At 64.7% G+C, this 24,431-nt stretch carries 28 protein-coding genes; 12 read left to right on the top strand and 16 right to left on the bottom strand.

The annotated features are described in order from the left end of the window. Nucleotides 1-3 precede the first annotated feature (3 nt). Nucleotides 4-372 carry an ASCH domain-containing protein gene (locus tag G566_RS0105980; RefSeq protein ID WP_022679769.1) on the top strand — a complete coding sequence of 123 codons (369 nt, stop codon included), beginning with the start codon at nt 4-6 and terminating at the stop codon, nt 370-372. A 33-nt stretch (nt 373-405) separates the two neighbouring features. Here G566_RS0105980 and G566_RS0105975 read toward each other — a convergent pair whose 3' ends face one another. Continuing rightward, on the bottom strand, nt 406-999 hold the full coding sequence (locus G566_RS0105975) for a sterol desaturase family protein (protein WP_022679768.1): 594 nt from the start codon (nt 997-999) through the stop codon (nt 406-408). 75 nt (nt 1,000-1,074) lie between these two features. On the opposite strand from G566_RS0105975, the gene G566_RS0105970 reads away from it, so the two are divergent. Then, nucleotides 1,075-1,389 carry a hypothetical protein gene (locus G566_RS0105970; RefSeq protein WP_022679767.1) on the top strand — a complete coding sequence of 105 codons (315 nt, stop codon included), beginning with the start codon at nt 1,075-1,077 and terminating at the stop codon, nt 1,387-1,389. A gap of 23 nt (nt 1,390-1,412) precedes the next feature. Continuing rightward, a complete protein-coding gene (locus tag G566_RS14700) occupies nt 1,413-1,745 on the top strand; it encodes an excalibur calcium-binding domain-containing protein (protein WP_022679766.1) in 333 nt (110 codons plus the stop codon). 29 nt (nt 1,746-1,774) lie between these two features. Here G566_RS14700 and uvrB read toward each other — a convergent pair whose 3' ends face one another. Both uvrB and G566_RS0105955 read right to left on the bottom strand, forming a co-directional pair. Beyond that, nucleotides 1,775-3,979 carry an excinuclease ABC subunit UvrB gene (gene uvrB, locus G566_RS0105960; protein ID WP_022679765.1) on the bottom strand — a complete coding sequence of 735 codons (2,205 nt, stop codon included), beginning with the start codon at nt 3,977-3,979 and terminating at the stop codon, nt 1,775-1,777. A 33-nt stretch (nt 3,980-4,012) separates the two neighbouring features. Next, nucleotides 4,013-4,786, bottom strand: a complete 774-nt coding sequence (locus G566_RS0105955) for a cytochrome b (protein WP_022679764.1) — start codon at nt 4,784-4,786, stop codon at nt 4,013-4,015. Nucleotides 4,787-5,090: 304 nt separating this feature from the next. On the opposite strand from G566_RS0105955, the gene tyrS reads away from it, so the two are divergent. Then, nucleotides 5,091-6,305 carry a tyrosine--tRNA ligase gene (gene tyrS / locus G566_RS0105950; protein WP_022679763.1) on the top strand — a complete coding sequence of 405 codons (1,215 nt, stop codon included), beginning with the start codon at nt 5,091-5,093 and terminating at the stop codon, nt 6,303-6,305. A gap of 4 nt (nt 6,306-6,309) precedes the next feature. Here the strand turns inward: tyrS and G566_RS0105945 are convergent, their stop codons facing one another. Together G566_RS0105945 and G566_RS0105940 are read right to left on the bottom strand one after the other, a co-directional pair. Further along, nucleotides 6,310-7,746: a sensor histidine kinase gene (locus G566_RS0105945; protein ID WP_022679762.1), complete on the bottom strand. Its 1,437-nt coding sequence runs from the start codon at nt 7,744-7,746 to the stop codon at nt 6,310-6,312. 194 nt (nt 7,747-7,940) lie between these two features. Further along, a complete protein-coding gene (locus G566_RS0105940; protein WP_022679761.1) occupies nt 7,941-8,630 on the bottom strand; it encodes a response regulator transcription factor in 690 nt (229 codons plus the stop codon). Nucleotides 8,631-8,768: 138 nt separating this feature from the next. Here G566_RS0105940 and G566_RS0105935 point away from each other — a divergent pair, with 138 nt between their 5' ends. The 5 genes from G566_RS0105935 to G566_RS13665 are packed head-to-tail and all read left to right on the top strand — an operon-like array spanning nt 8,769 to nt 12,004. Next, entirely contained in the window at nt 8,769-9,980 is a 1,212-nt protein-coding gene (locus G566_RS0105935) for a DUF3089 domain-containing protein (protein ID WP_022679760.1), read from the top strand. Next, nucleotides 9,977-10,444 carry a Holliday junction resolvase RuvX gene (gene ruvX, locus G566_RS0105930; RefSeq protein ID WP_029131316.1) on the top strand — a complete coding sequence of 156 codons (468 nt, stop codon included), beginning with the start codon at nt 9,977-9,979 and terminating at the stop codon, nt 10,442-10,444. Before G566_RS0105935 ends, ruvX begins: the two co-directional genes overlap by 4 nt. Continuing rightward, complete coding sequence (gene msrB, locus G566_RS0105925) at nt 10,444-10,806, top strand: peptide-methionine (R)-S-oxide reductase MsrB (RefSeq protein WP_022679758.1); 363 nt, start codon at nt 10,444-10,446, stop codon at nt 10,804-10,806. The genes ruvX and msrB overlap by 1 nt, the downstream gene beginning before the upstream one ends. Next, nucleotides 10,806-11,708, top strand: coding sequence for a peptidylprolyl isomerase (locus tag G566_RS0105920; RefSeq protein WP_022679757.1), 903 nt, complete (start codon nt 10,806-10,808; stop codon nt 11,706-11,708). The genes msrB and G566_RS0105920 overlap by 1 nt, the downstream gene beginning before the upstream one ends. Further along, on the top strand, nt 11,705-12,004 hold the full coding sequence (locus tag G566_RS13665; protein WP_022679756.1) for a DUF952 domain-containing protein: 300 nt from the start codon (nt 11,705-11,707) through the stop codon (nt 12,002-12,004). Before G566_RS0105920 ends, G566_RS13665 begins: the two co-directional genes overlap by 4 nt. On the opposite strand, the gene G566_RS0105910 is transcribed toward G566_RS13665, so the two are convergent. Beyond that, complete coding sequence (locus G566_RS0105910) at nt 12,001-12,612, bottom strand: glutathione S-transferase family protein (protein WP_156874441.1); 612 nt, start codon at nt 12,610-12,612, stop codon at nt 12,001-12,003. The two genes, G566_RS13665 and G566_RS0105910, sit on opposite strands and share 4 nt — an antisense overlap. Nucleotides 12,613-12,708: 96 nt before the next feature. Here G566_RS0105910 and G566_RS0105905 point away from each other — a divergent pair, with 96 nt between their 5' ends. Then, nucleotides 12,709-14,175, top strand: coding sequence for a Do family serine endopeptidase (locus G566_RS0105905; RefSeq protein WP_243442417.1), 1,467 nt, complete (start codon nt 12,709-12,711; stop codon nt 14,173-14,175). Nucleotides 14,176-14,224: 49 nt separating this feature from the next. Next, the gene (locus tag G566_RS0105900; protein ID WP_022679753.1) at nt 14,225-14,740 is read left to right on the top strand and encodes a methylated-DNA--[protein]-cysteine S-methyltransferase; all 516 of its coding nucleotides are present in this window, start codon (nt 14,225-14,227) and stop codon (nt 14,738-14,740) included. Between the two features lie 4 nt (nt 14,741-14,744). Here the strand turns inward: G566_RS0105900 and G566_RS15345 are convergent, their stop codons facing one another. Then, nucleotides 14,745-15,476: a PEPxxWA-CTERM sorting domain-containing protein gene (locus G566_RS15345; RefSeq protein WP_243442416.1), complete on the bottom strand. Its 732-nt coding sequence runs from the start codon at nt 15,474-15,476 to the stop codon at nt 14,745-14,747. Between the two features lie 124 nt (nt 15,477-15,600). Here G566_RS15345 and G566_RS0105890 point away from each other — a divergent pair, with 124 nt between their 5' ends. Next, the gene (locus tag G566_RS0105890; RefSeq protein WP_022679751.1) at nt 15,601-17,088 is read left to right on the top strand and encodes a tetratricopeptide repeat protein; all 1,488 of its coding nucleotides are present in this window, start codon (nt 15,601-15,603) and stop codon (nt 17,086-17,088) included. Between the two features lie 8 nt (nt 17,089-17,096). On the opposite strand, the gene G566_RS0105885 is transcribed toward G566_RS0105890, so the two are convergent. From G566_RS0105885 to G566_RS0105840, 9 genes are all read right to left on the bottom strand, one after another. After that, nucleotides 17,097-19,103 carry an acetyl-CoA carboxylase biotin carboxylase subunit gene (locus tag G566_RS0105885; RefSeq protein ID WP_022679750.1) on the bottom strand — a complete coding sequence of 669 codons (2,007 nt, stop codon included), beginning with the start codon at nt 19,101-19,103 and terminating at the stop codon, nt 17,097-17,099. Nucleotides 19,104-19,523: 420 nt separating this feature from the next. Then, entirely contained in the window at nt 19,524-19,835 is a 312-nt protein-coding gene (locus tag G566_RS13660) for a UrcA family protein (RefSeq protein WP_169522768.1), read from the bottom strand. Nucleotides 19,836-19,958: 123 nt separating this feature from the next. Next, nucleotides 19,959-20,426 (bottom strand): DUF2269 family protein, encoded by a 468-nt coding sequence (locus tag G566_RS0105870; RefSeq protein ID WP_022679747.1) that lies wholly within the window; start codon nt 20,424-20,426, stop codon nt 19,959-19,961. A gap of 10 nt (nt 20,427-20,436) precedes the next feature. Further along, nucleotides 20,437-21,969: an acyl-CoA carboxylase subunit beta gene (locus tag G566_RS0105865; RefSeq protein WP_022679746.1), complete on the bottom strand. Its 1,533-nt coding sequence runs from the start codon at nt 21,967-21,969 to the stop codon at nt 20,437-20,439. A 62-nt stretch (nt 21,970-22,031) separates the two neighbouring features. Further along, complete coding sequence (locus tag G566_RS0105860; protein ID WP_022679745.1) at nt 22,032-22,724, bottom strand: ATP12 family chaperone protein; 693 nt, start codon at nt 22,722-22,724, stop codon at nt 22,032-22,034. Further along, nucleotides 22,721-22,924: a hypothetical protein gene (locus G566_RS0105855; RefSeq protein ID WP_022679744.1), complete on the bottom strand. Its 204-nt coding sequence runs from the start codon at nt 22,922-22,924 to the stop codon at nt 22,721-22,723. Before G566_RS0105855 ends, G566_RS0105860 begins: the two co-directional genes overlap by 4 nt. Before the next feature lie 9 nt (nt 22,925-22,933). Continuing rightward, nucleotides 22,934-23,206 carry a hypothetical protein gene (locus tag G566_RS0105850; protein WP_156874440.1) on the bottom strand — a complete coding sequence of 91 codons (273 nt, stop codon included), beginning with the start codon at nt 23,204-23,206 and terminating at the stop codon, nt 22,934-22,936. Beyond that, nucleotides 23,169-23,822 carry an HAD-IA family hydrolase gene (locus G566_RS0105845; protein ID WP_022679742.1) on the bottom strand — a complete coding sequence of 218 codons (654 nt, stop codon included), beginning with the start codon at nt 23,820-23,822 and terminating at the stop codon, nt 23,169-23,171. Before G566_RS0105845 ends, G566_RS0105850 begins: the two co-directional genes overlap by 38 nt. Further along, nucleotides 23,819-24,418, bottom strand: coding sequence for an FMN-binding negative transcriptional regulator (locus G566_RS0105840; protein WP_022679741.1), 600 nt, complete (start codon nt 24,416-24,418; stop codon nt 23,819-23,821). Before G566_RS0105840 ends, G566_RS0105845 begins: the two co-directional genes overlap by 4 nt. Between the last annotated feature and the right edge of the window lie 13 nt (nt 24,419-24,431).

Here is a 24,431-nt window from a genome sequence, read left to right as displayed (position 1 = left end):
GGAATGACCGACCTGCCACGTTGGTCATTTGGGGACAGTCCGGAACTGGCCGATGCGCTGCTGGCGCTGGTGCGCGAAGGTCGCAAGACGGCGACATGTTGGGCGGCCGCGCAGATGGGGCCCAGCGTTGCCGGCGAACGCGGCATCGTGCTGGATGGCGCCGGCCAGCCCGCGCTGCTGGTCGAGACCATCTCCTGCGTGGCCATGCGCTATTGCGATGTCGGCGCGGACTTTGCGGCGCTGGAGGGGGAGGGCGATCTCTCGCTCGACTATTGGCGCGCTGCCCATCGTCGCTATTTCACGCGGGCGGGCGTGTTTGCCGATGATATGGATTTGTGGTGCGAGACGTTCCGGCTGGTGGAGCGGTTCTAAGCCGATTTACCGCGCCAGCCGTTGTGGGGCGCGTCAGCGCGCCCAATGCTCGGCGTTATCAATCATCCCCATCTCGGCCTTCATCTTCGCGCTCGCGCGGATGCGGCCGCGGCCATCGGCTTCCAGTTGCGCCTTCAGCTTGCGGATCGGCGGCGCCCAGATGAAGCCGAAGCTCACCGTGCCGTGTTTGGTTTCCACCACATGATGCAGGCGGTGCGCCTGCACCACGCGCTTCATGTAACCCCATTGCGGGTTCCAGCTGTGCTTCACGCGGCGGTGCACCAGGATATCGTGCAGGAAGAAATAGATGGCGCCATACATGGTGATGCCCGCCCCGATCGCGGTGATCATGTGCAGGCCATAATGGGTGCCGATCATCAGCAGGATCATCGACGGGATGGCGCCCGCCACGCCAAACCAGTCGTTGCGTTCAAACTGGCCGGTGCGCGGTTCGTGATGGGATTTGTGCAGTACCCACAGAAACCCGTGCATCACATATTTGTGGGAGACGATGGCCACCACCTCCATGATTCCCACCACGAGCAGCGCGATGCCGATGCCCTGCCACCAATTCACATCGGCAAGCATGGGGTAGCGGGTGGAGAGCAAAGCCAGATAATCAAGCATGGGTTCATGCTATAGCCAGACAAAAGCCGCTAATCACTAGGGGTGTTGCCGCACCCCCATCAATTCGGAGCCGACATGACGCCGCGCCTTTCCCTGCTTGCCTGCCTCGCCCTGCCGCTGCTGCTCACCGCCTGCACCACCCCGGCCCAACGCATCACCAGCAACCTGACGGAACTGGGCGTGCCCCCGCGCCAGGCCCAGTGCATGGGTGGCCGGCTGGGCGAACGCCTCTCCATCGGCCAGCTGCGCCGCCTGCAGGAACTCACCGGCCTGCGTGCCGAACGTTTTGAACGGATGAGTATCCGCGAGATCGCCAACAAGCTGACCGACGAGCGCGACCCTGGCCTGGTGGCGGAATTCCTGCGCGCCGGGGTGGGTTGCCTGATTTAATTGGCCTTTAAGATTGGTCGTGCATGCTCCGCATCATGACCAGACGCCGACGCAACGAAGAATTATCATCCGTGCCGCTGCCAACGCTGGCTGTTATTGGCATATTGTTGGGCGGTGGAGGCGGCTGGCTTGCGACAATGCCGCCCTCCGAGCAGGCCAATCTTGTTCGGGACACTGTAGCGCCGGTCAACGAAGTGGTTGCCTTGGTGAGGCCCGAACCGCGCCCGTTCAGGCGCTTTTCCGGTTGCAACGACGCGCGGGCGGCTGGCTATGAAAACATCAGGTCAGATGAACCAAATTACCGGGCAGATTGGGACGGCGATGGTGATGGCCTCGCCTGCGAACCGCATTATTGATCGTCACCCCGGCGTGACGGGAAGGGCGCTCAGCGCCCCGCCCCGCGCCGTTTCGCGTTGAAGCCCTTCTTCTGCATCTTGGAAAAGCGTGTCGTCCGCGTGCCCGCCGCGCCGCCAGTGGCGCGGCCCTTGGCGGCGGCGGCGCGTGCATCCGGCGGCAGGCCGAGTTCATCCATTTCCAGACGGCGGATCTGGTCGCGGATGGCGGCGGCGGTCTCGAACTCCAGATCAGACGCGGCCTTTTTCATCTGCTCTTCAAGGTCGGCGATATAGGCCTTGAGGTTGTGGCCAACGAGATGCTGGGTCTCGTCGTCACCCGTATCGACGACCAGGCCATCCTTCATCGACACATCGGCCAGCACATCGCCGATGTTGCGCTTGATGGTGGTCGGCGTGATGCCGTGTTCGAGGTTATATTCCTCCTGCTTGGCGCGGCGGCGATCGGTTTCCATCATGGCGCGCGCCATCGATCCGGTGATGCGATCGGCATAGAGGATCACCCGGCCTTCCACGTTGCGCGCCGCCCGCCCGATGGTCTGGATGAGTGACGTTTCGGAGCGCAGAAACCCTTCCTTGTCCGCATCCAGGATCGCCACCAGGCCACACTCTGGAATGTCGAGCCCTTCGCGCAGCAGGTTGATGCCGACCAGCACGTCATACACCCCCAGGCGCAGATCGCGGATCAGCTCGATGCGCTCCAGCGTTTCCACGTCGGAGTGCATGTAACGCACCCGCAGGCCGGCTTCGTGCAGGAACTCGGTCAGATCTTCGGCCATGCGCTTGGTCAGCGTCGTCACCAGCGTGCGATAACCGGCGGCGGCGACCTTCTTGGCTTCCTGGATCAGATCTTCCACCTGGTCTTCCACCGGCTTGATCTCCACCGGCGGATCGATCAGCCCGGTGGGGCGGATCACCTGTTCGGTGAAAACGCCGCCGGTCTTGTCCATTTCCCACGGGCCCGGCGTGGCGGAAACGAACACCGTCTGCGGCCGCATCGCCTCCCACTCGGCAAATCGCAGCGGGCGATTGTCGATGCAGCTGGGCAGGCGGAAGCCATATTCGGCCAGCGTCACCTTGCGGCGGTGATCGCCCTTGGCCATGGCGCCGATCTGCGGCACCGTCACATGGCTTTCATCGATGAACAGCAGGGCGTTTTCCGGCAGATATTCGAACAAAGTGGGCGGCGGCTCGCCAGGCAGGCGGCCGGTGAGGAAGCGGCTGTAATTCTCGATGCCCGCACACGCCCCGGTGGCGGCGATCATTTCCAGATCAAAATTGGTGCGCTGCTCCAGCCGCTGCGCCTCCAGCAACTTGCCTTCGGTATTCAGCTCCTTCAGCCGCTCGGTCAGTTCGTGGCGGATGGCGTCCGCGGCCTGCTTCATGGTCGGGCCGGGCGTCACATAGTGGCTGTTGGCGTAGATCTTGATCTGGTCGAGCTTGGCCACCGTCTCGCCGGTGAGCGGGTCGAACTCCGAAATCTGCTCGATCTCGTCTCCGAAGAAGCTGATGCGCCAGGCGCTGTCTTCATAGTGAGAGGGGTAGATTTCCAAGGAGTCGCCGCGCACCCGGAAATTGCCGCGCGCGAAACTGAGATCGCCGCGCTTGTATTGCATGGCGACGAGCTTCCTCACCACCTCCTTCAGATCGGCCGAGCCGCCCTTCTTCAAGGAGAAGGTCATCGCCGAATATGTCTCGACCGAGCCGATGCCATAAATGCAGGAAACCGACGCGATGATGATCACGTCATCGCGCTCCAGCAGGGAACGGGTGGCGGAATGGCGCATCCGGTCGATGGCCTCGTTCACGCTCGATTCCTTTTCGATATAGGTATCGGTGCGCGCCACATAGGCTTCGGGCTGATAATAATCGTAATAGGAAACGAAATATTCCACTGCGTTATCGGGGAAGAAGCTCTTGAATTCGCCGTATAATTGCGCGGCCAAAATCTTGTTGGGCGCCAATATGAGGGCCGGGCGCTGCACCGCCTCGATCACCTTGGCCATGGTGAAGGTCTTGCCCGAACCCGTCACCCCCAGCAGTACCTGATCGCGCTCACCCTCATTGGCCTGGCCCACCAGTTCGGCGATGGCGGCGGGCTGGTCCCCGGCCGGCGTATATTCGGTGCTCAGCACGAACGGCCGGCCGCCCTCGCTCTTTTCCGGGCGCGCGGGACGGTGCGGGGTGAACTCGGTCAGCTCCGTTTCGGCAAGGCTGGTGCGAATCTGGATGGCCATGGCGCCATCATTGCACCATGTGCGCCGTTTGTTCTAGCGCAGCATGCGGCGAATGAGCTGGCGATCACGCAGGGCGAAATGATGCCACAGCACCGCGCCGGCATGGGCCGCGAACGCCGCAGCAAACAGGCCCGAAAGCCAGATATGCAGAGCGCGGGCCGGCGGCATCGGCAGGGCTTCGGGCAGGTGCAGCCCCAGCACCGACCAGCCGGTGGCCCCCGCCAGCAGCAACCCCGAAACCGGCAGGGTGGCCAGCGAGAGATACAGCGCCAGTTTGTTCAGCTTTGCCGCGCCATTGGGGCTGGCCGGGCCAGGCGAAGCGCGCTGGGCCGCCCAGCGCAACAGCAGCAGGAAAAACACCGCAACGCCAATGCCGATATGCGCCGCAAGAAAATCCGTGCGCTCCGGCGAAGGGCGAAGCACCGTCACGAACAGCCCCATTGGCAGCGCGGCCAGCATCAGCACGGCGCTCGTCCAGTGCAGGATGCGGGCGATCTGCCCCCACTTCTGCCGCTGGTTCCAGTCCGGCACCGGCTCCGCGTACCGCCGCCACTGCACCGGCAGCAGCGCCAGCAGCAGCAGGACCGCCAGCACCGCAATCACCGCCATGATATTGAGCAGCAACGGCCGCACATCATCGGCCGCCCGCGCCGCAAACGTACCATCGCCATTGGCCAGCCAGATCGACCAGGCCATCATACCCAACGCCGCCGCCGCACCCACCTGTGCCAACACCCGCCACGCCCACGCCGGATGGTTCAAGCCCACCGCCAGCCCCAGCGCCAGAAACAGATAGATAAATGTCATCCCCGGGCCCGATGGGGGATAAGGCGGCGGGATGCAAGGGGAGAGCGTTTCTCGGCGTCAAACCCGTGCGTTGTGCGGCTGGCGCTGGAAAGGAGAAGGGGCTGCTGGAGGCTCTCCTCTTCTGCCTCTGTTCTGTCCCACAGCCCGGACTATGGGTTGGACCGGCGCAGCACACATCGGTCTTGGCCTCGGCCGCACACAAGGGCCGGTGAAAACAGGCGAGATGCGGAAAAGAACTGTCAGAATTGGCCGCGCTTGTGGGGGCATGACAAGCGCTGCCACACACCGTAAAGCCGTCCCCACCATGACCTACAGCAGCGACTTTCTCACCCGTCTCGAAACGCGCGGGTTTATTCATCAGATCACCGATGCGGCGGCGCTGGATGGCGCGGCGGGGAAGGGCGCGATCACGGCTTATGTCGGCTTTGATTGCACGGCGCCCAGCCTGCACATCGGCAATCTGGTTTCGATCATGATGCTGCGGCATCTGCAGCAATCGGGGCACAAGCCGATCGTGCTGATGGGCGGCGGGACGACCAAGATTGGTGATCCGTCGGGCAAGGATGAGGCCCGGCAGTTGCTGGGGGATGAGCAGATCAATGCCAACCTTGCCAGCATCAAGCGGATTTTCGAGCGGTTTTTGCGCTTTGGCGATGGGCCGACCGATGCGGTGATGGTCAACAATGATGATTGGCTGTCGCGGCTGCAGCTGGTGCCGTTCCTGCGCGATTATGGCAGGCATTTCTCGATCAACCGCATGCTGACGTTTGACAGCGTGCGGTTGCGGCTGGAGCGGGAGCAGCCGCTGAGCTTCATCGAGTTCAACTACATGATTTTCCAGGCCTATGATTATCTGGAACTGAACCGGCGGTTTGGCTGCACGCTGCAGATGGGCGGCAGTGACCAGTGGGGCAATATCGTGAACGGCACCGATCTCATTCGCCGGGTGGATGCGAAGGACGCCTTTGGCCTGACGACGCCGCTGATCACGCGCGCAGATGGCGCCAAGATGGGCAAGACGGCCAAGGGCGCGGTGTGGCTGCACGAGGATCAGCTGCCGCATTTCGATTACTGGCAGTTCTGGCGCAACACGCATGACGCCGATGTGGGCAAGTTCCTGCGGCTGTTCACCGATCTGCCGCTGGACGAGATCGTCCGGCTGGAGGCGCTGGAAGGCGCGGAGATCAACACCGCCAAGGAGGTGCTGGCCACCGAGGCGACCGCGCTGTGCCGGGGGCGGGACGCGGCCGAGGCTGCTGCGGAAACGGCGCGCACCACCTTTGCCGGCGGCGGCGCGGGTGAGGAGCTGCCGCAGTTTGCGGTGGCCGCGCCGGTGACCATCGTGGATGCGCTGATCGGGCTGGGCTTTTCTGCATCGAAGAACGAGGCGCGCAAGCTGGTGGCGCAGGGCGGCGCTCGCATCGATGGGGAAGCGGCGGGCAGCGATGCCGTGCTGGTGGCACCGGGCCAGAAGGTGAGCGCCGGCAAGAAGCGGCACGGGCTGGTGGTGGCGGGCTGAGGCGCTATTCCGCCGCCGGCACGGCTGGCAGATCGATCGCAACCTGCAGGCCGGGCTTGTTATCGGCCAGTGTGAGCGTGCCGCCGTGCAGGCGGGCGACGGCGGCGGCCAGCGACAGGCCAAGGCCGGCCCCCTGCAACCGCTGGCCCTGTCGGCCGCGCGCCGCATCAAGCCGGCCAAAGCGCCGCAACGCTTCGCGCCGTTGGGCGGTGGGGATGCCGGGGCCGTGATCGCCCACCACCAACCGCGCCCCGCCATCGGTGCGCTCGGCGGCCAGTTCGATGCGCTTGCCGAAGGCGCCATAGCGCAGGGCATTGTCGATCAGATTGGCCAACGCCCGGCCCAGCAACTGGCGGTGTGCCAGCGCCGTCACCCGGGTCAGGCCGGGTTGCACGGCCAGTTCCACGCCGGCATCTTCGGCCAGCGGCCCATACATGTCGGCCAGATCGGCGACCATCTGGGACAGATCGACCTGTTCAAAGCGGTCGCGGCCGATGCCGGCTTCGGCGCGGGTGATTTCCAGGCTGGTATCGAGCATGCCAAGCAGCGATTCCGCTTCGGCCGATACGGCTTCCAGATCGGCGGCATCGATCACGCTGCCCTGTTGCAGCTTGTCGATGCGGGCTTTCAGCCGAGTGAGCGGTGAGCGCAGATCATGCGCCAGCCCATCGGTGACGGCGCGCAGTTCATCCAGCACCGATTCCACCCGCGCCAGCATGACGTTGAAGGCCTGGCCCATGGAATCAAAGGCATCGGCGGGCGGGCCCGGCGGCAGATCGACCCGGGCGTGCAGTTTGCCGGCGGTGACCTCGCCCACCACATCGGCGATGCCGCGCGCCCGATCGCTGATGATGGAGACCACCAGTTTGCTGGTGAGCCAGGCCAGCAGCGCCGCCACGGGCAGCGCCACGGCCAGCAGCGTGGTGAGCGTGGACTGCAACTGCACTTCGGCTTCTAGGCTGCGGCCGACCAGCAGGCGATAGCCATCGGGCATGGGCCGTGCCGTCACCATATAGGGTTCGATGTCGCCATGTTCGGTGTGCATGGCGGGCACGCGGTAATAGCGCCGGTCGCTGGGAACGCTCGCCGGCCAGCGCGCCAGATTGCCAAGCAGCAGGCTGCCATCGCGGGCGGCGAGGTGGATGATGAGCGGGCCAGGCACCGCCAGTTCGCCATCGAGAATGGTGACGGCAGCCTCGATGCCATTGCGGCGCCAGGTCCGTTCGGCCGTCTCGGCAATGGCGGTGATGCGGGCCTGCGCTTCGCGATCGAGCTGGGTCTGGGTTGCACGTTCCAGCAGGATCAGCAGCAGCGCCGATCCGGCCAGGATGACCAGGAACAGCATCAAGCTGATCCGCGCCGTGGTGGTGCGCGGCACCAGCCCGCTCAGCAACAGGCGGAAGCCTGATGGTTTCCACGAAGACAGCCCCGCCCGGGGCATTAGGTCGGTTCCCGACCAGCTTGCGCAATCGTCATCGCCCCAAGTGGGGCGACCCCTTCGGGGCGGCGCCAATTTGGCGCACGGCTGCGTCGCTCGTTGGTTGCGATGCCAGAGACATCGCGCCCTCCTCGCTTCTTGCCGTGCATCAAATTCGTCTCCGTGCCGATAACCCAAGCTGGTCGGCAACTGCTCCGTCAGGCCGTGACCGTTTCGCCGCCGACGCGGTAGCCGGTGCCGCGCACGGTCTGCACGATATTGCCGGCGCCGCCTTCATCCAGCTTCCTGCGCAGGCGACTGACATGCACGTCGATCACGTTTGTACCGGGATCGAAATGATAATCCCACACGCCTTCCAGCAGCATGGAACGGGTGACGACCTGGCCACGGTGGCGGACCAAATATTCCAGCAGGCGGAATTCGCGCGGTTGCAGATCGATGCGCTTGCCCGTCCAGGTGACACGGCGGGCGAGCAGATCAAGCTCCAACTCGCCTTCCACCAGCCGGGTGATCTCGCCCGATGGCAGGGCGCGGCGCTGCACAGCTTCAAGACGGGCAAGCAATTCCGGCAATTCAAAGGGCTTGGTGAGATAATCGTCGGAACCGGCGCGCAGGCCCTTTACCCGTTCATCCAAGCTGGCCAACGCGGAGAGCACCACCACCGGCGTGCGGTTGCCGGCTTCGCGCAGGCGGGACAGGACAGTGAGGCCATCGAGTTCGGGCAGCATGCGATCCAGCACGATGGCGGCATAGTGCCCGGCCATCGCCAGTTCGAGGCCCAACGTTCCAGTGCCGGCAATATCAACATGAAAGCCAGCCTCGCGCAGACCCTGCGCGATATGATCGGCCATGGTGGCATCGTCTTCAACGCAGAGGATATTGCTCATGGCTGTGACTTTATGCCGCTCATTACAAAAAACTCAAGCGGTTCGAAGGGCAGCGACATGATTTTCTTCGCAGTGCATGACGACCGCTGCTAGGCACCAGCCGATCATCACCACGAGGCTGGCGACTTGTCTGAACGAATGACGGAAGAAAACGAACAGGCCAATATCGCCGCGCCAACGGCCAAGCCGGCGCGCGTGGAACGACCGGCGCGGCTGCCGCGGCTGTTCTTGTGGCTGGTGGCGATTGCCATCATCCTTGTCATTGTGGCCGCCTTTGCCTGGCGGCTGGCCGGCAACCGCCTGCTCAGCGCGGCGTTGGTGCCGGGCGGCGCGTTTGAAGCCGCCGCAGCCGGCACGCCCTATGATTATGGCGATCCTGCCAGTTGGGCGGCGCGGCCGGGCGGCCTGAAGGATGGGGCCGATGATCCCACGGCGTTCCTGCCGGAAGGCGCGCCTGCCATGGCCAGGGGCGATGTGTCGGTGTTCTTCATTCCGCCCACCGCCGCCTTTGGCAATTCGCAGTGGAACGGCCGTTCCAGCGATACGGCAACGGCGCTGCGGCTGGCTGGCTTCCTGCGCACCGAAGCCAGCGCGCTGGCGGCGGCCGGCCCGCTGTGGGCGCCGCATTACCGCCAGGCGGTGCTGGGCAGTTTCCTTGCCAACACGCCCGAAACGCGGCGCTTTGCCCAAGCCGCCCAGCGGCTGGCCTATGCTGATGTGAAGGCGGCTTTCGCGCGCTTCCTGGAAGCGCAGCCGCCAGGTGGGCCGATCATCCTTGCCGGCCACAGCCAGGGTGCGCTGCACCTGTTGCGCCTTCTGAAGGAAGAGGTGGCGGGCACGCCGCTCGCTGCCCGCGTTGTGGCAGCCTATGCGGTGGGCTGGCCGGTGTCGGTGAGCGCCGATCTGCCGGCGCTGGGCCTGCGGGCCTGCGAACGGCGTGATCAGGCGCGCTGCCTGCTGAGCTGGCAGAGCTTTGCCGAGCCGGCCGACGCGTCGGCGATCCTTGATGTTTATTACGCTGGCACGGGCCTGGCGGGCACCTCCCGCACCGGCACGGCGATGCTGTGCAGCAATCCCCTCACGGGCAGCATCGGCGACGCCGCCCCCGCCAGCGCCAACCCCGGCAGCCTGGTGCCTTCGGCGACGCTTACCGCCGGCAAGCTGGTGACGCCCGGTGTGCCGGCGCGTTGTGATCCCCGCGGGCTGTTGCTGATAGGTGAAGCACCAAGCGGCTATCCGGCGTTCGTGCTGCCGGGCAATAATTTCCACGTGTTCGATTATCCGCTGTTCTGGCAGGCCGTGCGCCTCGATGCGGCGGCGCGGGTGGCGGCGTGGAAAGCGGAACGCTGATCTCGGCCAGCGCGCCGGATTATGCGGCCGTGCTGCCCGATGCCGGCCGGCTGGGCGGACTGGACGTGGGCACCAAGACCATTGGCCTTGCCACTTGCGACTCCAGTTGGAGTTTCGCCAGCCCGGCCCACACCATCGCACGGACGAAGTTCAGCGCCGATCTGGCCGAACTGAAGGCCTGGGTCGCCAAGGAGCGATTGGTTGGCTTGGTGATCGGCTTGCCGTTGAACATGGACGGCACAGATTCATCGCGCACCCAATCGGTGCGGGCGTTTGCGCGCAACGTCGCTGTGTTGGGCCTGCCGTTGCTGCTGTGGGATGAACGCTGGTCCACCGCTGCGGTGGAGCGCGCCATGATCGCCGAGGATTTGTCGCGCGCCCGTCGTTCGGAGCGGGTGGACAGGCTGGCGGCGAGCTATATCCTGCAAGGCGCAATCGATGCCCTTGCCCGTTGGAGAGTGTGATGAGCTGCCTTAGCCCCGAAGCCCGCGCCGTGCTGTTCGAACATGCCACCGAACGGCCGTTCACTTCGCCGCTCAACGATGAAAAGCGCACTGGCGACTATCACTGCGCCGGCTGTGGTGCGCTGCTCTACCGGTCGGGCACCAAGTTCAACTCCGGTTCCGGCTGGCCGAGCTTTTACGACGCCGTGGAAGGCGCGGTGGGCACAAAGACCGATGTGAGCCACGGCATGGTGCGCACCGAAGTCCATTGCGCCGGCTGCGGCGGGCATTTGGGCCATGTGTTCCCCGATGGGCCGCCGCCGACAGGCCTGCGCCACTGCATCAACGGCCTGGCGCTGGACTTTCAGGCGGAGGACGCCTGATGCGCAAGCTGCTCCTCCTCGCGGCGCCACTGCTGCTGGCGCAAGCGCCGCCGCCGTCCTTGGTCAACACGTCCGCCGATGATATTGCCGCCAACGCACCGGGCGCGCATTGGCTCGACATCAACCCCGATCACATCATGGTGATGGACAGCGCCGCCGGCCGCATGGTGATCCAGCTGGCGCCGCAATTCGCGCCGCAGCACGTGGCGGCCATCCAGAAACTGGTGCGTGCCGGCCGCTTTGATGAGAGCCGTATCGTGCGGGTGCAGGACAATTATGTCGTGCAATGGGCCGCCAAGCCGGAGAGCGGCAAGGAACCGGTGAGCCAGCCGCCCGATGTGCGCGAACAGCGCGTGCGGCCGGAACGGCTGCCGGCGGAGTATGAGCGCCCCATCGCCGATGTCGCCTTCACGCCGTCGCCGTTCAAGGACAGCTATGCCGAAGCCGGCTTTGTGTCGGGCTGGCAGGCAGCGCGCGACCAGAGCACCGGCACGGTGTGGCTGGCGCATTGCTATGGCACGGTGGGCGTGGGCCGCGACATGCCGCCGGATACCGGCGACGGCGCCGAGCTTTATGCCGTGATCGGCCATGGCCCGCGCCATCTTGATCGCAACATCGCCAACGTGGGCCGGGTGCTGGCCGGCATCGAGCCGCACGCCGCCCTGCCGCGCGGCACCGAGGCGCTGGGTTTCTACAAGGATGAGCGTCAGCGCACCAAGATCACCCGCGTGCGCCTCGCCAGCCAGATCCCCGGCTTTCCGCGCTGGCAGATGATGGACACGGCCAGCCCCAGCTTTGCCCAGGTGGTGCAGGCCCGCGCTAACCGCACCGGTTTCTTCGTGCGTCAGGCCGGCGCGGCCGATCTGTGCACGCTGAAAGTACCCGTGCGTGAGGTGAAATGACACCGATCATCAAGCTGTTGCGCGCCGATGAATGGGCACAGTTTCAGGAAACGCGCGTGTTTGCCGGATCGGCGGATGATCTGCGTGATGGCTATATTCACATCTCCACGCCCGAACAGGCGCCCGGCACCCTGACCAAATGGTTTGCCGGCGATGTGGGCGTGATGGCGCTGACGCTGGATGCCGACGCGCTGGGCGACGCGTTGAAGTGGGAGGAAAGCCGCGGCGGGCAATTGTTCCCGCACCTCTATCGCCCGCTCAGGCTGGATGAGGTGATCGCGGTGCGCGCGGCCTAAGCCTTCTGCGCCGCCTTGGCGCGCTGGAAGCCATCCCGCGCCTGACACCGTTCCCAGTATGACAGCAGATGCGGGCCAACCTCGCCGAGGTGGCCGAGATTGCCCGCCAGCAGCAGCGCATAGGCGACGGCGATATCGGCGACGGTGAACGTATCGCCGCACAGCCACGGCCGGCCATCAGACAGTGCGCGTTCGGCCCAGGTGGTGCGGGCGATGAACCAGCGGCGATAGTCGCTCGCCACCTTGGGGTTGCGGTTTTCCGGTTTCTCAAGCTGCGTGTAACGCAGCACCAGCGTCTGCGGGAAGGTGAGTGTCGCGTCGGACTGGTGCAGGAAATTCAGGTAATCACCATAGCGCGGATCGCCGGGCAGCACCCGCAAGGCGCTTACCTTGTCGGCCAGATATTGGCAGATGGCGGCGCTTTCGGTCATCTTCACGTCACCATCCGTGAAGAAAGGGATAGTGCCGAGTGGGTTCAACTCAAGAAAGCTCGGCTCCATCCAGCGCGGCGGGAAGGGCAGCAGCACCAGCTCATAGGGCAGGCCGAGTTCCTCCAGCGCCCACAGCGGCCGGAAACTGCGCGCATCGTGGCAGTGCCAGAGTTTCATGATGTGCCCCTTCGCAAAGCCAAATCGCTCCCCATATTCATGGCTGCTTAAACTTCGCGCAGCAATCTCGGCATTATGAACAGGATATTCGCTCTCATGGTGGACAGGCTGAAATTGGCGGGCGGCGTGCTTTTGGGCGCGGCGGCGGGCGTCGGGCTGGCGGTGGGCATCGCCCAGCTGTCGGACACCGGCCATGTCGCGGCGCAGATTCCGCCGATGGACACGACCGACGTGCCCCGCGCCGTGCCGCAATCCGGCCAGGTGGCGCTCAGCTTCGCGCCCGTGGTCAAATCCGCCGCGCCCGCTGTCGTCAACATCTACACCGCCACGGTGGATCGCCGGCCGCGCAGCATGAACGAGGAATTCATTCAGCGGTTCTTCGGTGGTGCCCCGGTGCAGCCGCGCGTGTCGCAATCGTTGGGATCGGGCGTGATCGTTGGCGCCGATGGCCTGATCATCACCAACAACCACGTGGTGGAAGGGGCAGACCAGATCCTGGTCGCCCTGGCCGATCGGCGCGAGTTCAAGGCCAAGATCCTGTTTGCCGATCCGCGCCTCGATTTGGCGCTGCTGAAGGTGGAAACCGAAGGCGCCGTGCTCCCGGTGATCCGCATGGCCGATAGCGACCGGGTGGAAGTGGGTGATGTGACCGTGGCCATCGGCAACCCGTTTGGCGTTGGCCAGACGGTGACGACCGGCATTGTTTCGGCACTGGCCCGCACCGGCATCGGCGTTTCCGATTGGCAGTTCTTCATCCAGACTGATGCGGCCATCAACCCCGGCAATTCGGGCGGCGCACTGCTGGATTCGCAAGGCCGGCTGATCGGCGTGCCCACGGCCATCTTCAGCCGCGGCGGCGGTTCCAACGGCATCGGTTTTGCCATCCCCTCCAAGATGGTACGCGTGTTCCTGAACGCGGCCGACAAGGGCAAGCTGGTTTCCGGCTGGATCGGGGTAGAGGGCGAAGCGCTCACCGCCGATACGGCGAAGCAGCTTGGCCTCGATCGCCCCGGCGGGCTGCTGGTGACCGGCGTTGTGCCCGGCAGCCCCGGCGCCAAGGCTGGCGTCAAGGCTGGCGACGTGCTGAAAAGCGTGGACGGCAAGGAAGTCGCCAATGGCGGGCAGCTGCGTTATTCGCTGGCCACCGAAGGCGTTGGCACCACGCTGAACATGCGGCTGTGGCGTGATGGTGCGGAACGGCAGGTGCCGGTGACGCTGGCGCCGCCGCCGGAAAATCCGCCGCGCAGCATCACGCGGCTGGCCGGCCGCTCCATCCTGAACGGCGTGACGGTCGCCAATCTGTCGCCGGCCTATGCCCAGGAACTCGGCGCCGGTCTGCCCGAACAGGGCGTGGTGGTGGTGGCGATCGAGGCCAACGCACCAGCCTTGCGCTTTCTGCGCCCCGGCGCCCTGCTGGAAAGCGTGGGCGGCCAGCCGGTGCGATCGGTGGCCGACGTGATCCGCCAGTCCAACGCCGGCGCGTTGCTGGTGCGCTTTGCCATGGGTGAACAGCGCGCCGAATGCGGGGTGAACAATGCCGGCGGGATCAGCTGCCGGACATGATGGCGGATTTCCGCCAGCGCAGCATCGTGAACGCCGGTAGGAAAGGGGCATGAGCCACACTCTCTCCCGCCTGCCCAGCCCGCTGGGCGATCTCCTCGCCGTCACTGCCGCCGATGGCACGCTGCATGCGCTCGACTTCGCGGATTTCGAAGCGCGCCTGCACCGGCTGTTCGCGCGCCACCATCCCGGTGCCAGCCTCGCGCCGGGCGAACCGCCAGCGGAATTGACGGGAGCGCTCGCTGCCTATTTCACCGGCGCAGTCACCGCGCTCGATGGCCTGCCAGTCGCCCGCATCGGCAGCGAATTCCAGCGCCGCGTATGGGCCGCGCTGCGCCAGATTCCGGCCGGCGAAACCCGCAGCTATGGCCAGCTTGCGGCCGCCATCGGCCAACCCACCGCCAGCCGCGCCATTGGTCTGGCCAACGGTGCCAATCCCATTGGCATCGTCGTGCCCTGCCACCGTGTGATGGGTTCCGGCGGCGCGCTGACGGGCTATGCCGGCGGGGTGGAGCGCAAGGCTTGGCTGCTCAGGCACGAAGGCGCGCTGGCGCCGCTGCTGGCGTAAGGGTTCAGGCGGCTGCCACCGTCCGGCGGCGGCGCAGGGCGGCCCCCACGGCGCCAAAGCCGGCCACCAGCATCACCCAGCTTGCCGGTTCCGGCACCGGTTCCGGGCCAAAGAATTGCAGCTGCATGCGCGGCCGCTCGCCCTGGAAAGCACCATTGCCACCAGTGTTGCGGTAGACCATGTCGCCCAAGATCTCGATTGAACGGAAGCGCGGACCTGGGCTGGCCGGCTCGAACCATTGGCCAATGTTGGGGCTGCTGCTGTCAGCCCTGAAGTTGCCCAAATTGGTGCCATTGATGCGAAAATTGTTGATGTCGATGGCGTTGCTGTTCGCGCCGGCCGTGCGGCTGTCGGCGGTGAGCAGGATATAGTCGAAGGTGGTGCCGATCCGCGCCACCCGGGTGAGGCTGGCAGTTTCACCGGCGCCAAAGCTGCCGTTGCGATCGAAATCGATTTGCCAGGTTAGTGTGCCGCTGAACCATTCCCAGAACAGGCGAAACGCGTGCGGCTGGCCGAGTTGCCACACCGGGGAACCAACGGGGTTCAGCGTCGTGCCCACCACCTGGGTGCCGGCATCGAGCATCACCGCTTCAAACCCGGTGCCGCCCCAACGCGCGCGGGCGCCCAGTTCGGAGGGCAGGGGGGAGACGGGGCCGGACGACAGGATGACCGTGGCCGAGCCGGGAGCCGGCGCAAGGGATAAGACGCCTGCCGCAAGGCAAGCAAGATGGCGCAAGGAAATCACGTTCGACCCAATCCGAATGCAACAGATCCAAAACGGATTCATAAGGGAGAAAGGTTAACGAAAAATTCTCTTCGGCAATTGTTGACGGCTGCCACATTGTTGTGATGCTGGCCTGATGCGTACGCTGCTGTTCCTGTTGATTGGTCTTGTGGTGGCCTCCCCCGGTGCGGCGGCGTGGCGGGTGGCGGAATCGACGCATTTCCGGGTGTATGCCGACATGTCGGCCGCTGATCTGCGGCGGCGGGCAGAACTGCTGGAAGATTATCGCACTCTGCTGGGCAAATTCACCACGGCCCAGGTGGATGATGCGGCGCCGAAACTGGATATCTATATCGTCGATACGATTTCCAGTGCCGTGCCGTTCGGCAAGGTCGGTCCGGATGTCGCCGGGTTCTACAATGCCGGCGATCGCGGCATCGTGGCGTTCGCCACCAAGGGGGAATTCGGCCAGAAGGTGCTGCTGCACGAATATGCCCACCACCACATGTTTGCCTCCACCGGGCAAAGCTATCCGGCCTGGTATTTGGAAGGCTTTGCCGAATATTTCATGACCGCAACCTTCTTCCCGACGCGGGTTGATTTCGGCCTGTTCGATGCCGGCCGCGCCTATTCGCTCAGCCAGCAATGGCTGAACTGGGATCGGGTGATCGGGCGGGAAACGGCAAAACTGCGATCGGCAGACGTGTTGATGTTCTATGCCCAAAGCTGGCTGCTGACCCATTACATGTTCCGTGCGCCGGGCATGTCGGAAAAGCTGAACGCCTATCTGCGGGCCGTCGCCGGCGGCACTGATCCGCTCAGCGCGTTCAAGGCGAACGTGCTGCCCGAGCCGCGGGAACTCAATGGCCCGCTGAAGGCCTATATGAGCCGGATGACCTTCAGCCGGCTCACCCGCAAGGGGCCGGAAACCGCAATGGTGACCGTGCGCGATCTGTCGGCATCGGCGGGCGATGTGATCATGCTGTACGCCTGGCTGGACAACAGAGGCGGCGAGGCGCCGGATCCCAAGGCGGCGCTGGCCCGGGTGCGGGGTGCCACCGCGCGCCACCAGGGCGACGTGCTGGCAACCCGCACATTGGCGCTGGCCGAGATGTACTGGGGGGACAAGGCGCGGGCGAGCAGCTTGCTCGATGGCCAGTTGGCCGCCTCGCCCGGCGATTCCGATCTGCTGCGCCTGAAGGCCGAAGCCCTGCTCGCCGTCGACGCGCGCGCCAATCGCGGTGAGGCGCGGCGCCTGCTGGTGCGGGCCGCGAAGGCCGCACCGGCGGACTGGCGGGCCCTGCATCTGTACGTGCACACCAGCGATATCGAACGCGGCCCGGTGGACGACAATTTGTTCAACGTGGTGCAGAGAATGTGGGAACTGGCACCGCAAGCGTCGGGCATCGTGATCGACATGGCGACCGTGCTGGTGCGCAAGGGCCGCATGGCGGACGCCGCCAAGGTTCTGGAACCAGTGGCCTTCGCGCCGCACGGTGACGGTTATGCGGCGCTTGCCCGCAGCTTGCGCGAGGCAGCGCTGGCCGGCGACGCGGCGGCGTTCGTGAAGCGGCTTGAAGAAGGGCCGCCGAAAGAGGTGCAGGAGACCGCGGAAGCGAAGTGAAGGGCCTTCTAGCCTTCAAATTCCATGATCACCGCATCCACCGCCAGTGAATCGCCGGCCTTGGCCAGCAGTTTCGCCACCACCCCGGCCTTTTCGGCGCGCAGGATATTTTCCATCTTCATGGCTTCCACGGTGGCGAGCTGCTGGCCGGCTTCCACCTTGTCGCCTTCGGCAACCGCGATGGAAACCACCAGGCCGGGCATCGGGCAGAGCAGATATTTGCTCATGTCCGGCGGCACCTTGGCGATCATGTGGCGGGCGAGTTCGGCGGCGCGCGGGGTGAGGACGCGGGCCTTGTGGGCCGCACCGCGGGTGGTGAGCAGGGTGAAACTGCCCTTCCTTGCAACGCTGATGGCGATGGCGGTGCCGTTGATATTGCCGGTGAACAGGCTGTCGCCCACACGCCAGCCGGACTGCACGACCAGATCGCGGCCATCGATGAGGACTTCGTGGCTGCCGGCCTCCCCGGTCACGTCCACCGGCACCTGTTCGCCATCGAGTTCGACGACCCAGTTGATGCCATAGATGGCGCCATCGCCGGAAAGCTGGCCATCGATCAACTGTTCGCGCGCCACGGTTTCAGCGTGGATGATGGCGGCCGCGGCCACCAGCGTATCGCGGGTTTCGGGCGCAACCGGCGCGCCGTGGAAGCCATCGGGATATTCCTCTGCAATGAAACCGGTGGTGACATTGCTGCCAGCCTTGAATCGATCATGCTGCATGATGGCGGCCAGGAAATCGATATTGTGGTTGATGCCCTTGATCAGATAGGAATCGAGCGCATCGGCCTGCGCGGCGATGGCATCGGCGCGGGTCGGGGCCCAGGTGATCAGCTTGGCGATCATCGGATCATAGAACATGCTGATTTCAGCGCCTTCCACCACGCCGGTATCGATGCGGATCAGACGGCCTTCTTGATCCAGGCCGGCTTCCGGCGGCTGGCAGCGTGACAGGCGGCCGATGGAGGGCAGGAAGCCGCGATACGGGTCTTCGGCATAGATGCGGGTTTCGATGGCGTGGCCGTTCAGCTGCACATCGGCCTGGGACAGCGGCAGCGGTTCGCCCGCGGCGACGCGGATCATCAGTTCGACGAGATCGAGGCCGGTGATGCATTCGGTGACCGGATGCTCCACCTGCAGGCGGGTGTTCATTTCAAGGAAGTAGAAGCTGCGATCGGCGCCTGCGATGAACTCCACCGTGCCGGCGCTGAAATAGCCGACATTGCGGGCAAGCGCGACGGCCTGTTCGCCCATCGCCTTGCGCATTTCCGGCGTGACGAACGGGGAGGGGGCTTCTTCCACCACCTTCTGGTGGCGGCGCTGGATCGAACAATCGCGCTCGTTCAGATAAAGGATATTGCCCTGCTGGTCGCCGATCAGCTGGATTTCGATGTGGCGCGGCTGTTCGACGAACTTTTCGATGAACACGCGATCATCGCCGAAACTGGCCAATGCCTCGCGGCGGACGGAATCGAAGCCTTCGCGCACGTCAGCTTCGCTCCACGCGAGGCGCATGCCCTTGCCGCCGCCGCCGGCCGAAGCCTTCATCATCACCGGATAACCGATGCCAGCAGCGATTTCGACCGCGTGTTCGGTGCCGGTGATTTCACCGACAAAGCCGGGCACGACGCTGACGCCCGCCGCCTTGGCGCGGCGCTTGGATTCGATCTTGTCGCCCATGGCGGCGATGGCGGGGGCCGGTGGGCCGATGAAGGCGATCCCGGCCGCGCTCAGCGCCTCAACGAAGCTGGCGCGTTCCGACAGGAAGCCATAGCCGGGGTGAACGGCTTCGGCGCCTGTCGCCTTGCAGGCGGCGATGATCTTGTCGGCGATCAGATAGGATTCGGCAGCCGGCGCCGCGCCGATGTGCACGGCTTCATCGGCCTCGCGCACATGCAGGGCCTGGGCATCGGCATCGGAATAGACGGCCACCGTCTTGATGCCCATCGCGCGGGCCGTGCGGATCACGCGGCAGGCGATTTCACCGCGGTTGGCAATCAGGATTTTCGTGAACAAGGCGTGTGGCTCCCGTCTGCTCGTATGATTGCTCCATAGCGGGGCGGGGCCACCATGCAACATATCGATTTTGGCGATGACCCTTAGCAGGCACGACTTGTTGGGCTTTGCGTCAGGTGCGGTGCATCAGCACAGGCAGGCGGGCGTGACAGATGGTCCCCTTCCCCCGGGCAGCCGATCCCCCCACAGGCTGCATCCATCGGTCATACCCCGGCCGGCGCTGCTGATCCCCTGCAGCGGCGCCGGCCACTCCTCTGATTTCCGGAATTTTCCATGCGTTTGTTCTTTGCCACCATCGCTGCTGCCTTTGCCGCCCTGACCGGTGACGTGGTTCAGTTTGAAGGCCTGTCGCCAACCCGGTGAATGCAAAAGGGCCGGCGCGTGAGCACCGGCCCTTTCGGGTTCAGGCTTGAATGAATTTCAGCGGTTGGAAGCAACCGCAACAGCGAGCCGGGCGCGGGCCGCATCAATCTGCGGCGCAGCAGCCTTCATCGCATCGGTCCGGCAGGCATCAAAGGCCGCCAGTTCGTCACGGGTGAAGGTGACCGGGTATCCGCACAGGCGCGTCACCGCTTGCGACAGGCGCTTGTCCAGCGCGCGCTGGCCAGTGGCCGACGACAGATCGAGATCCGCAGTCTGCACCTTCACCTGCCACTGTTCATAGCCGGGTTCGGCGGCCAGAGCCGGCATCGCCAACGTTGCGGCGGCGAGAAGAGCTATCGTGATGCGCATCATGTACCTCCCAAAACACTTGATGAGAGGATGATGCGAGCAATGTCACGTGAATGCAACAAGATTGTCACGAAAATGTCATTTAAGAGTCTTTTTTCTGCAATATAGCCGTCACATTGGTGCTCAGGCGGGCCGGGCAATCATCAGCCACAGCGCCGCCACCAGTGGCACGGTGGAGATGAGTCCCCAGAAAATCCATCGTTTTGACAAGGCCTTGTAGGCATCGGGCACTGGCCCATCACCGAATTGGCGCGCCATCCGCGCGCTCTTGATCTGGATCGGCACGATCAGCCCCATCCAGATCAATCCGGCGGCGACGAAACAAAGCTGCGCCCAGAGCAACCAGCCGCTAACAAGATCAAATTGGCCTTGAATGGCAAGGCCATAGCCGCCAACCATGGTCAGCACCACGCCCCACACCGTCATCGACCAATCGGTGTAGGTGATGAGTTTCTGGGCGAACTGCAGCACCGGGCCGCGGCCGTCGCGATCGGCGAAATACTTCCAGATCGCCGTCACAGTGATGTTGCCCATCAACATCACGACACCGGTGATGTGCAGGAATTTCCAGACGAGATAGGTTTCGGGCATCACGTCCCGCTTACAACGGGATATTGTCGTGCTTTTTCCACGGGTTCTCGAGCGTCTTGTTGCGCAGTTTCCGCAGGCCCGTCGCGATCCGCTTCCGCGTCGCATGCGGCATGATCACTTCATCGATGAAGCCCATCGACGCCGCCACGAACGGATTGGCGAAGCGGGCTTCATATTCGGCGGTGCGGGCCGCAATCTTGTCCTTGTCGCCGATATCCTGGCGGAAGATGATTTCCACGGCGCCCTTCGCGCCCATCACGGCGATTTCGGCGGTGGGCCAGGCATAGTTCAAGTCGCCGCGCAGATGCTTTGACGCCATCACGTCATAGGCGCCGCCATAGGCCTTACGCGTGATCACGGTGATTTTCGGCACGGTGGCTTCGGCATAGGCGAACAGCAGTTTGGCGCCATGCTTGATGATGCCGCCATATTCCTGCGCCACGCCGGGCAGGAAGCCGGGCACATCCACGAACGTCACGATCGGTATGTTGAAGGCATCGCAAAAACGCACGAAGCGGCCGGCCTTCTTGCTGGCGTTGATGTCGAGGCAGCCGGCCAGCACCGTCGGCTGGTTGGCAACAATACCGACCGTGTGGCCTTCGATGCGCGCAAAGCCGATCAGGATATTGCCGGCATGGCCGGGCTGCAGCTCGAAGAATTCGCCATCGTCGGCGACTTTCTGGATCAGCTCGTGCATGTCATACGGCTTGGCGGCGCTGGCCGGGATCAGCGTGTCCAGGCTGTGGTCAATGCGCAGCGGATCGTCGCTGGTGGACCGGAACGGCGCATCCTCGCGGTTGTTCAAGGGCAGGAAATCGAAGAACATCCGCGTGCGCAGCAGTGCATCGATATCATCTTCCAGCGCCAGATCGGCGACGCCGGATTTGGTGCTGTGGGTGATGGCGCCGCCCAGTTCTTCCTGGGTCACCACCTCGTTGGTCACTGTTTTCACCACGTCCGGGCCGGTGACGAACATGTAGCTCGAATCCTTCACCATGAAGATGAAGTCGGTCATGGCGGGTGAGTAGACCGCGCCGCCCGCACAGGGCCCCATGATCAGCGAAATCTGCGGTACCACGCCGGATGCCAGCACGTTACGCTGGAACACTTCGGCATAGCCACCAAGGCTGGCGACGCCTTCCTGGATGCGGGCCCCGCCCGAATCGTTGAGGCCAATCACCGGCGCGCCAACCTTCATGGCGGTGTCCATGATCTTGCAGATCTTCTGGGCGTGGCGTTCAGACAATGAGCCGCCAAAAACGGTAAAATCCTGCGAGAAGACATAGACCAGCCGGCCGTTGATGGTGCCGCTGCCGGTCACGACGCCGTCACCGGGGATCTTCTGTTCGGCCATGCCGAATTCGGTGCAGTTATGCTCCACATACATGTCGAGCTCTTCAAAGCTGCCGGGATCGAGCAGGATATCCAGCCGCTCGCGCGCCGTCAGCCGGCCCTTCTTGTGCTGGGCCTCGATGCGCTTTTCCCCACCACCCATGCGGGCGGCGGCGCGGCGGCGTTCCAGTTCTTCCAGTTGCTTCAGCATGGGTGTGCACTCCCTTGGTGTCTCCCCTAGCAATTGCGATGCTCGGGGCAAGTGCGTTGTTTTCACCCTGCCAACAGGCGCAGGCAGCGGATCGCCGCATCGAGATCAGCGCGGCGCTCTGCTTCGGCCTTTTCCGCCAACGGATCGCGGCCCCATTGCTGTTCCTGCCAAAGCGCATCGACATGGGCGATGTCATAGGCGGCTTGCGCCTCGAGTTCGCCTTCCGCCACCGCCAATGCCAGCACGGCAGAGCCTGTGATGGTCACGATCGGATCCAATGGCGCCAGCTGGTACGGCGTGAAGGCGGCAAACGCTGTATGAAGGCGCGTCAGCGTCGCCAGCGGCTGGGCGACATGCATGATGCCAGTGGTGATGGTCAGCCCCACGTCGTAACGGCGGGCGAGCCATTCCACCCATGGGTCCCAGGCCGTTGCCTGCGCCGCCAGCAGCGAGGCCGGGCCGTCGGCGCGATAGGCGATAAGTTCGCTTTCCGCATAAGTCGCCAGCCGTTTGGCAAAGCCGGCGTGGTCTGCTGCGACCCGATCAATGGCAGCGTTGGCAAAGCCGCTGAGCGGCAGGCTGCGCGGATCAATCTTCTCGCCTTGCGCCTGCCATTCGCCGGCAATGGCTTCCGCCAGCGATCGCGTGGGCACCGCAAGAGGCACGCGTGCCGGCGTGCGCAGCGGCCGGCCGTCCAGCGCCACGCCGAAAGGCCCGTCGCCGGTGACGGTTGCGTCTTTGTAGAAGCGCTTCATTTGCGGGTGAGGCCCAGATGCTTCGGCCGAACGAACAGCGAGCAGCCGCCAAGCAGCACCACCGCCAGCCCCGGTGCCTGCCCCACTTCGCCCACCAGCCACACGCCGGTGGCCATCACTGCCAGCCCGGTCAGCCGGACGGCGAGATAGATCAGATAGCGTTTCTTCGCTTCGGCAGCGGGGAGGGGGGCTTCACGCATGGATTGGCCTTACCCCCGTCGGCCGCGCTGCAGCAAGACGAATGCCAGCGCAAACTGCAGCACGGCCGCGACCCAGAACAGTCCGCTCGCCACCTCACCGTTTTCGCCGGCCGCTGCACTGCGCCGCGCCAGAACCACGAAAGCACCGCCGAATGCCAACGCCAGGATCGCCATGATCCGGCCCAGCCGCCGCAGCCGGGCGATCATCTCGCCGGAACCCGGCATGTCGTCGGGGGACGGTTCCTCAGCCATTGAGCAGCGCCAGCAGATGATCGGCATCATCGGCGACATGCGCGGCGCCGGCGTCGATCAGTTCATGCGCGTCGTGATAACCCCAATCGACGCCGATACTCTTCACGCCCGCGGCTTCGCCCATGGCGATATCGAAGATGGTATCGCCGATCATCACCGCCTGTTCGGCCTTCGCGCCTGCTTCGGCCAGCGCCATATGAAGCATTGAAGGATGAGGCTTGGACGGGTGGCGATCGGCGGTTTGCAAGCTGACGAACAGGTGATGGATGCCATGGTGTTCCAGCGCCAGTTTCAGGCCGCGATCGGATTTTCCGGTGGCGACTGCGAGAAGCCAGCCCTGCCCATCGAGCGTATCGAGGAGGCTGCGGATACCCGGGTAGAGCGGCTCGGCATCGAGCGCCTTGTCGGCCCGCAGGCGCTGGAAGGCGGTCTTGTAGTCTTCGGCCAGGCTCAGGTGCAGGTCATGATCCGCCTCCGGCAGCAGCGCCTGCATGGCTTCCACCAGGCTGAGGCCGACGATGCGGCGGGTGGCGTGGCTGTCGGGGGCGGGAAGGCGGTGGCGCTGGAAACTCTGCTCCATCGCCCGGATGATGTTGACCTGGCTATCGATCAACGTGCCATCGCAATCGAAAACAGCGAGTTTCATGATGTCTTCCTTGCGGCGCGGATTCTCGCCGCGCCTTCTGTCTCGCCCAGTCGCTCCAGCGCCGTGATCACGCCGGACGCATCGGCCTCGCTGCGGTTCTGGCTGGCCTTCAGCGTGGTACGGATGGCGGCGGGGGTGAGTTCATATCCGGTGATGGCGCGCATCATCGCTTCGGCGCGCGGGCGCTCCATCTTGTGCATGGTCCAGTTCTCGCCCACCCGGGGCTCGAAGGTGGCCGAAGCGACGTGCAGCAGTTCCTCCACTTCGTCCATGCTCATGGCGCGCACCGGGCCTTCGATCTCGACCGCCTGGTAATTCCACGTGGGCACATTGTTGGCCGGCTCCCCATACCAGTTGGGTGAGACATAGTGGCCCGGCCCGCCGACGCTGATCAGCGCGGTCAGGCCATCGAGATGCTGCGCCAGCGCATTGCCACGCGCGAGGTGGAACATCACCGTGCCCGCCGCGCTCACCAGCACCGGCGCATGCGCCAAGCGCGGTCCATCGGGCGTTTGGCCAAAGATGTGGGCAAAGCCTTGCGCCGCCACGAAAGCGAGCGGGTCATCATTGCTGCGAAAGGCGGCATTGGGATGCATAGCGGGGTTTCCC

The organism is Sandarakinorhabdus limnophila DSM 17366 (assembly GCF_000420765.1).
Taxonomy (GTDB): Bacteria; Pseudomonadota; Alphaproteobacteria; order Sphingomonadales; family Sphingomonadaceae; genus Sandarakinorhabdus; species Sandarakinorhabdus limnophila.
Note: the sequence above shows the minus strand (reverse complement) of the source record. Positions and strands in the feature narration are given on the sequence as shown.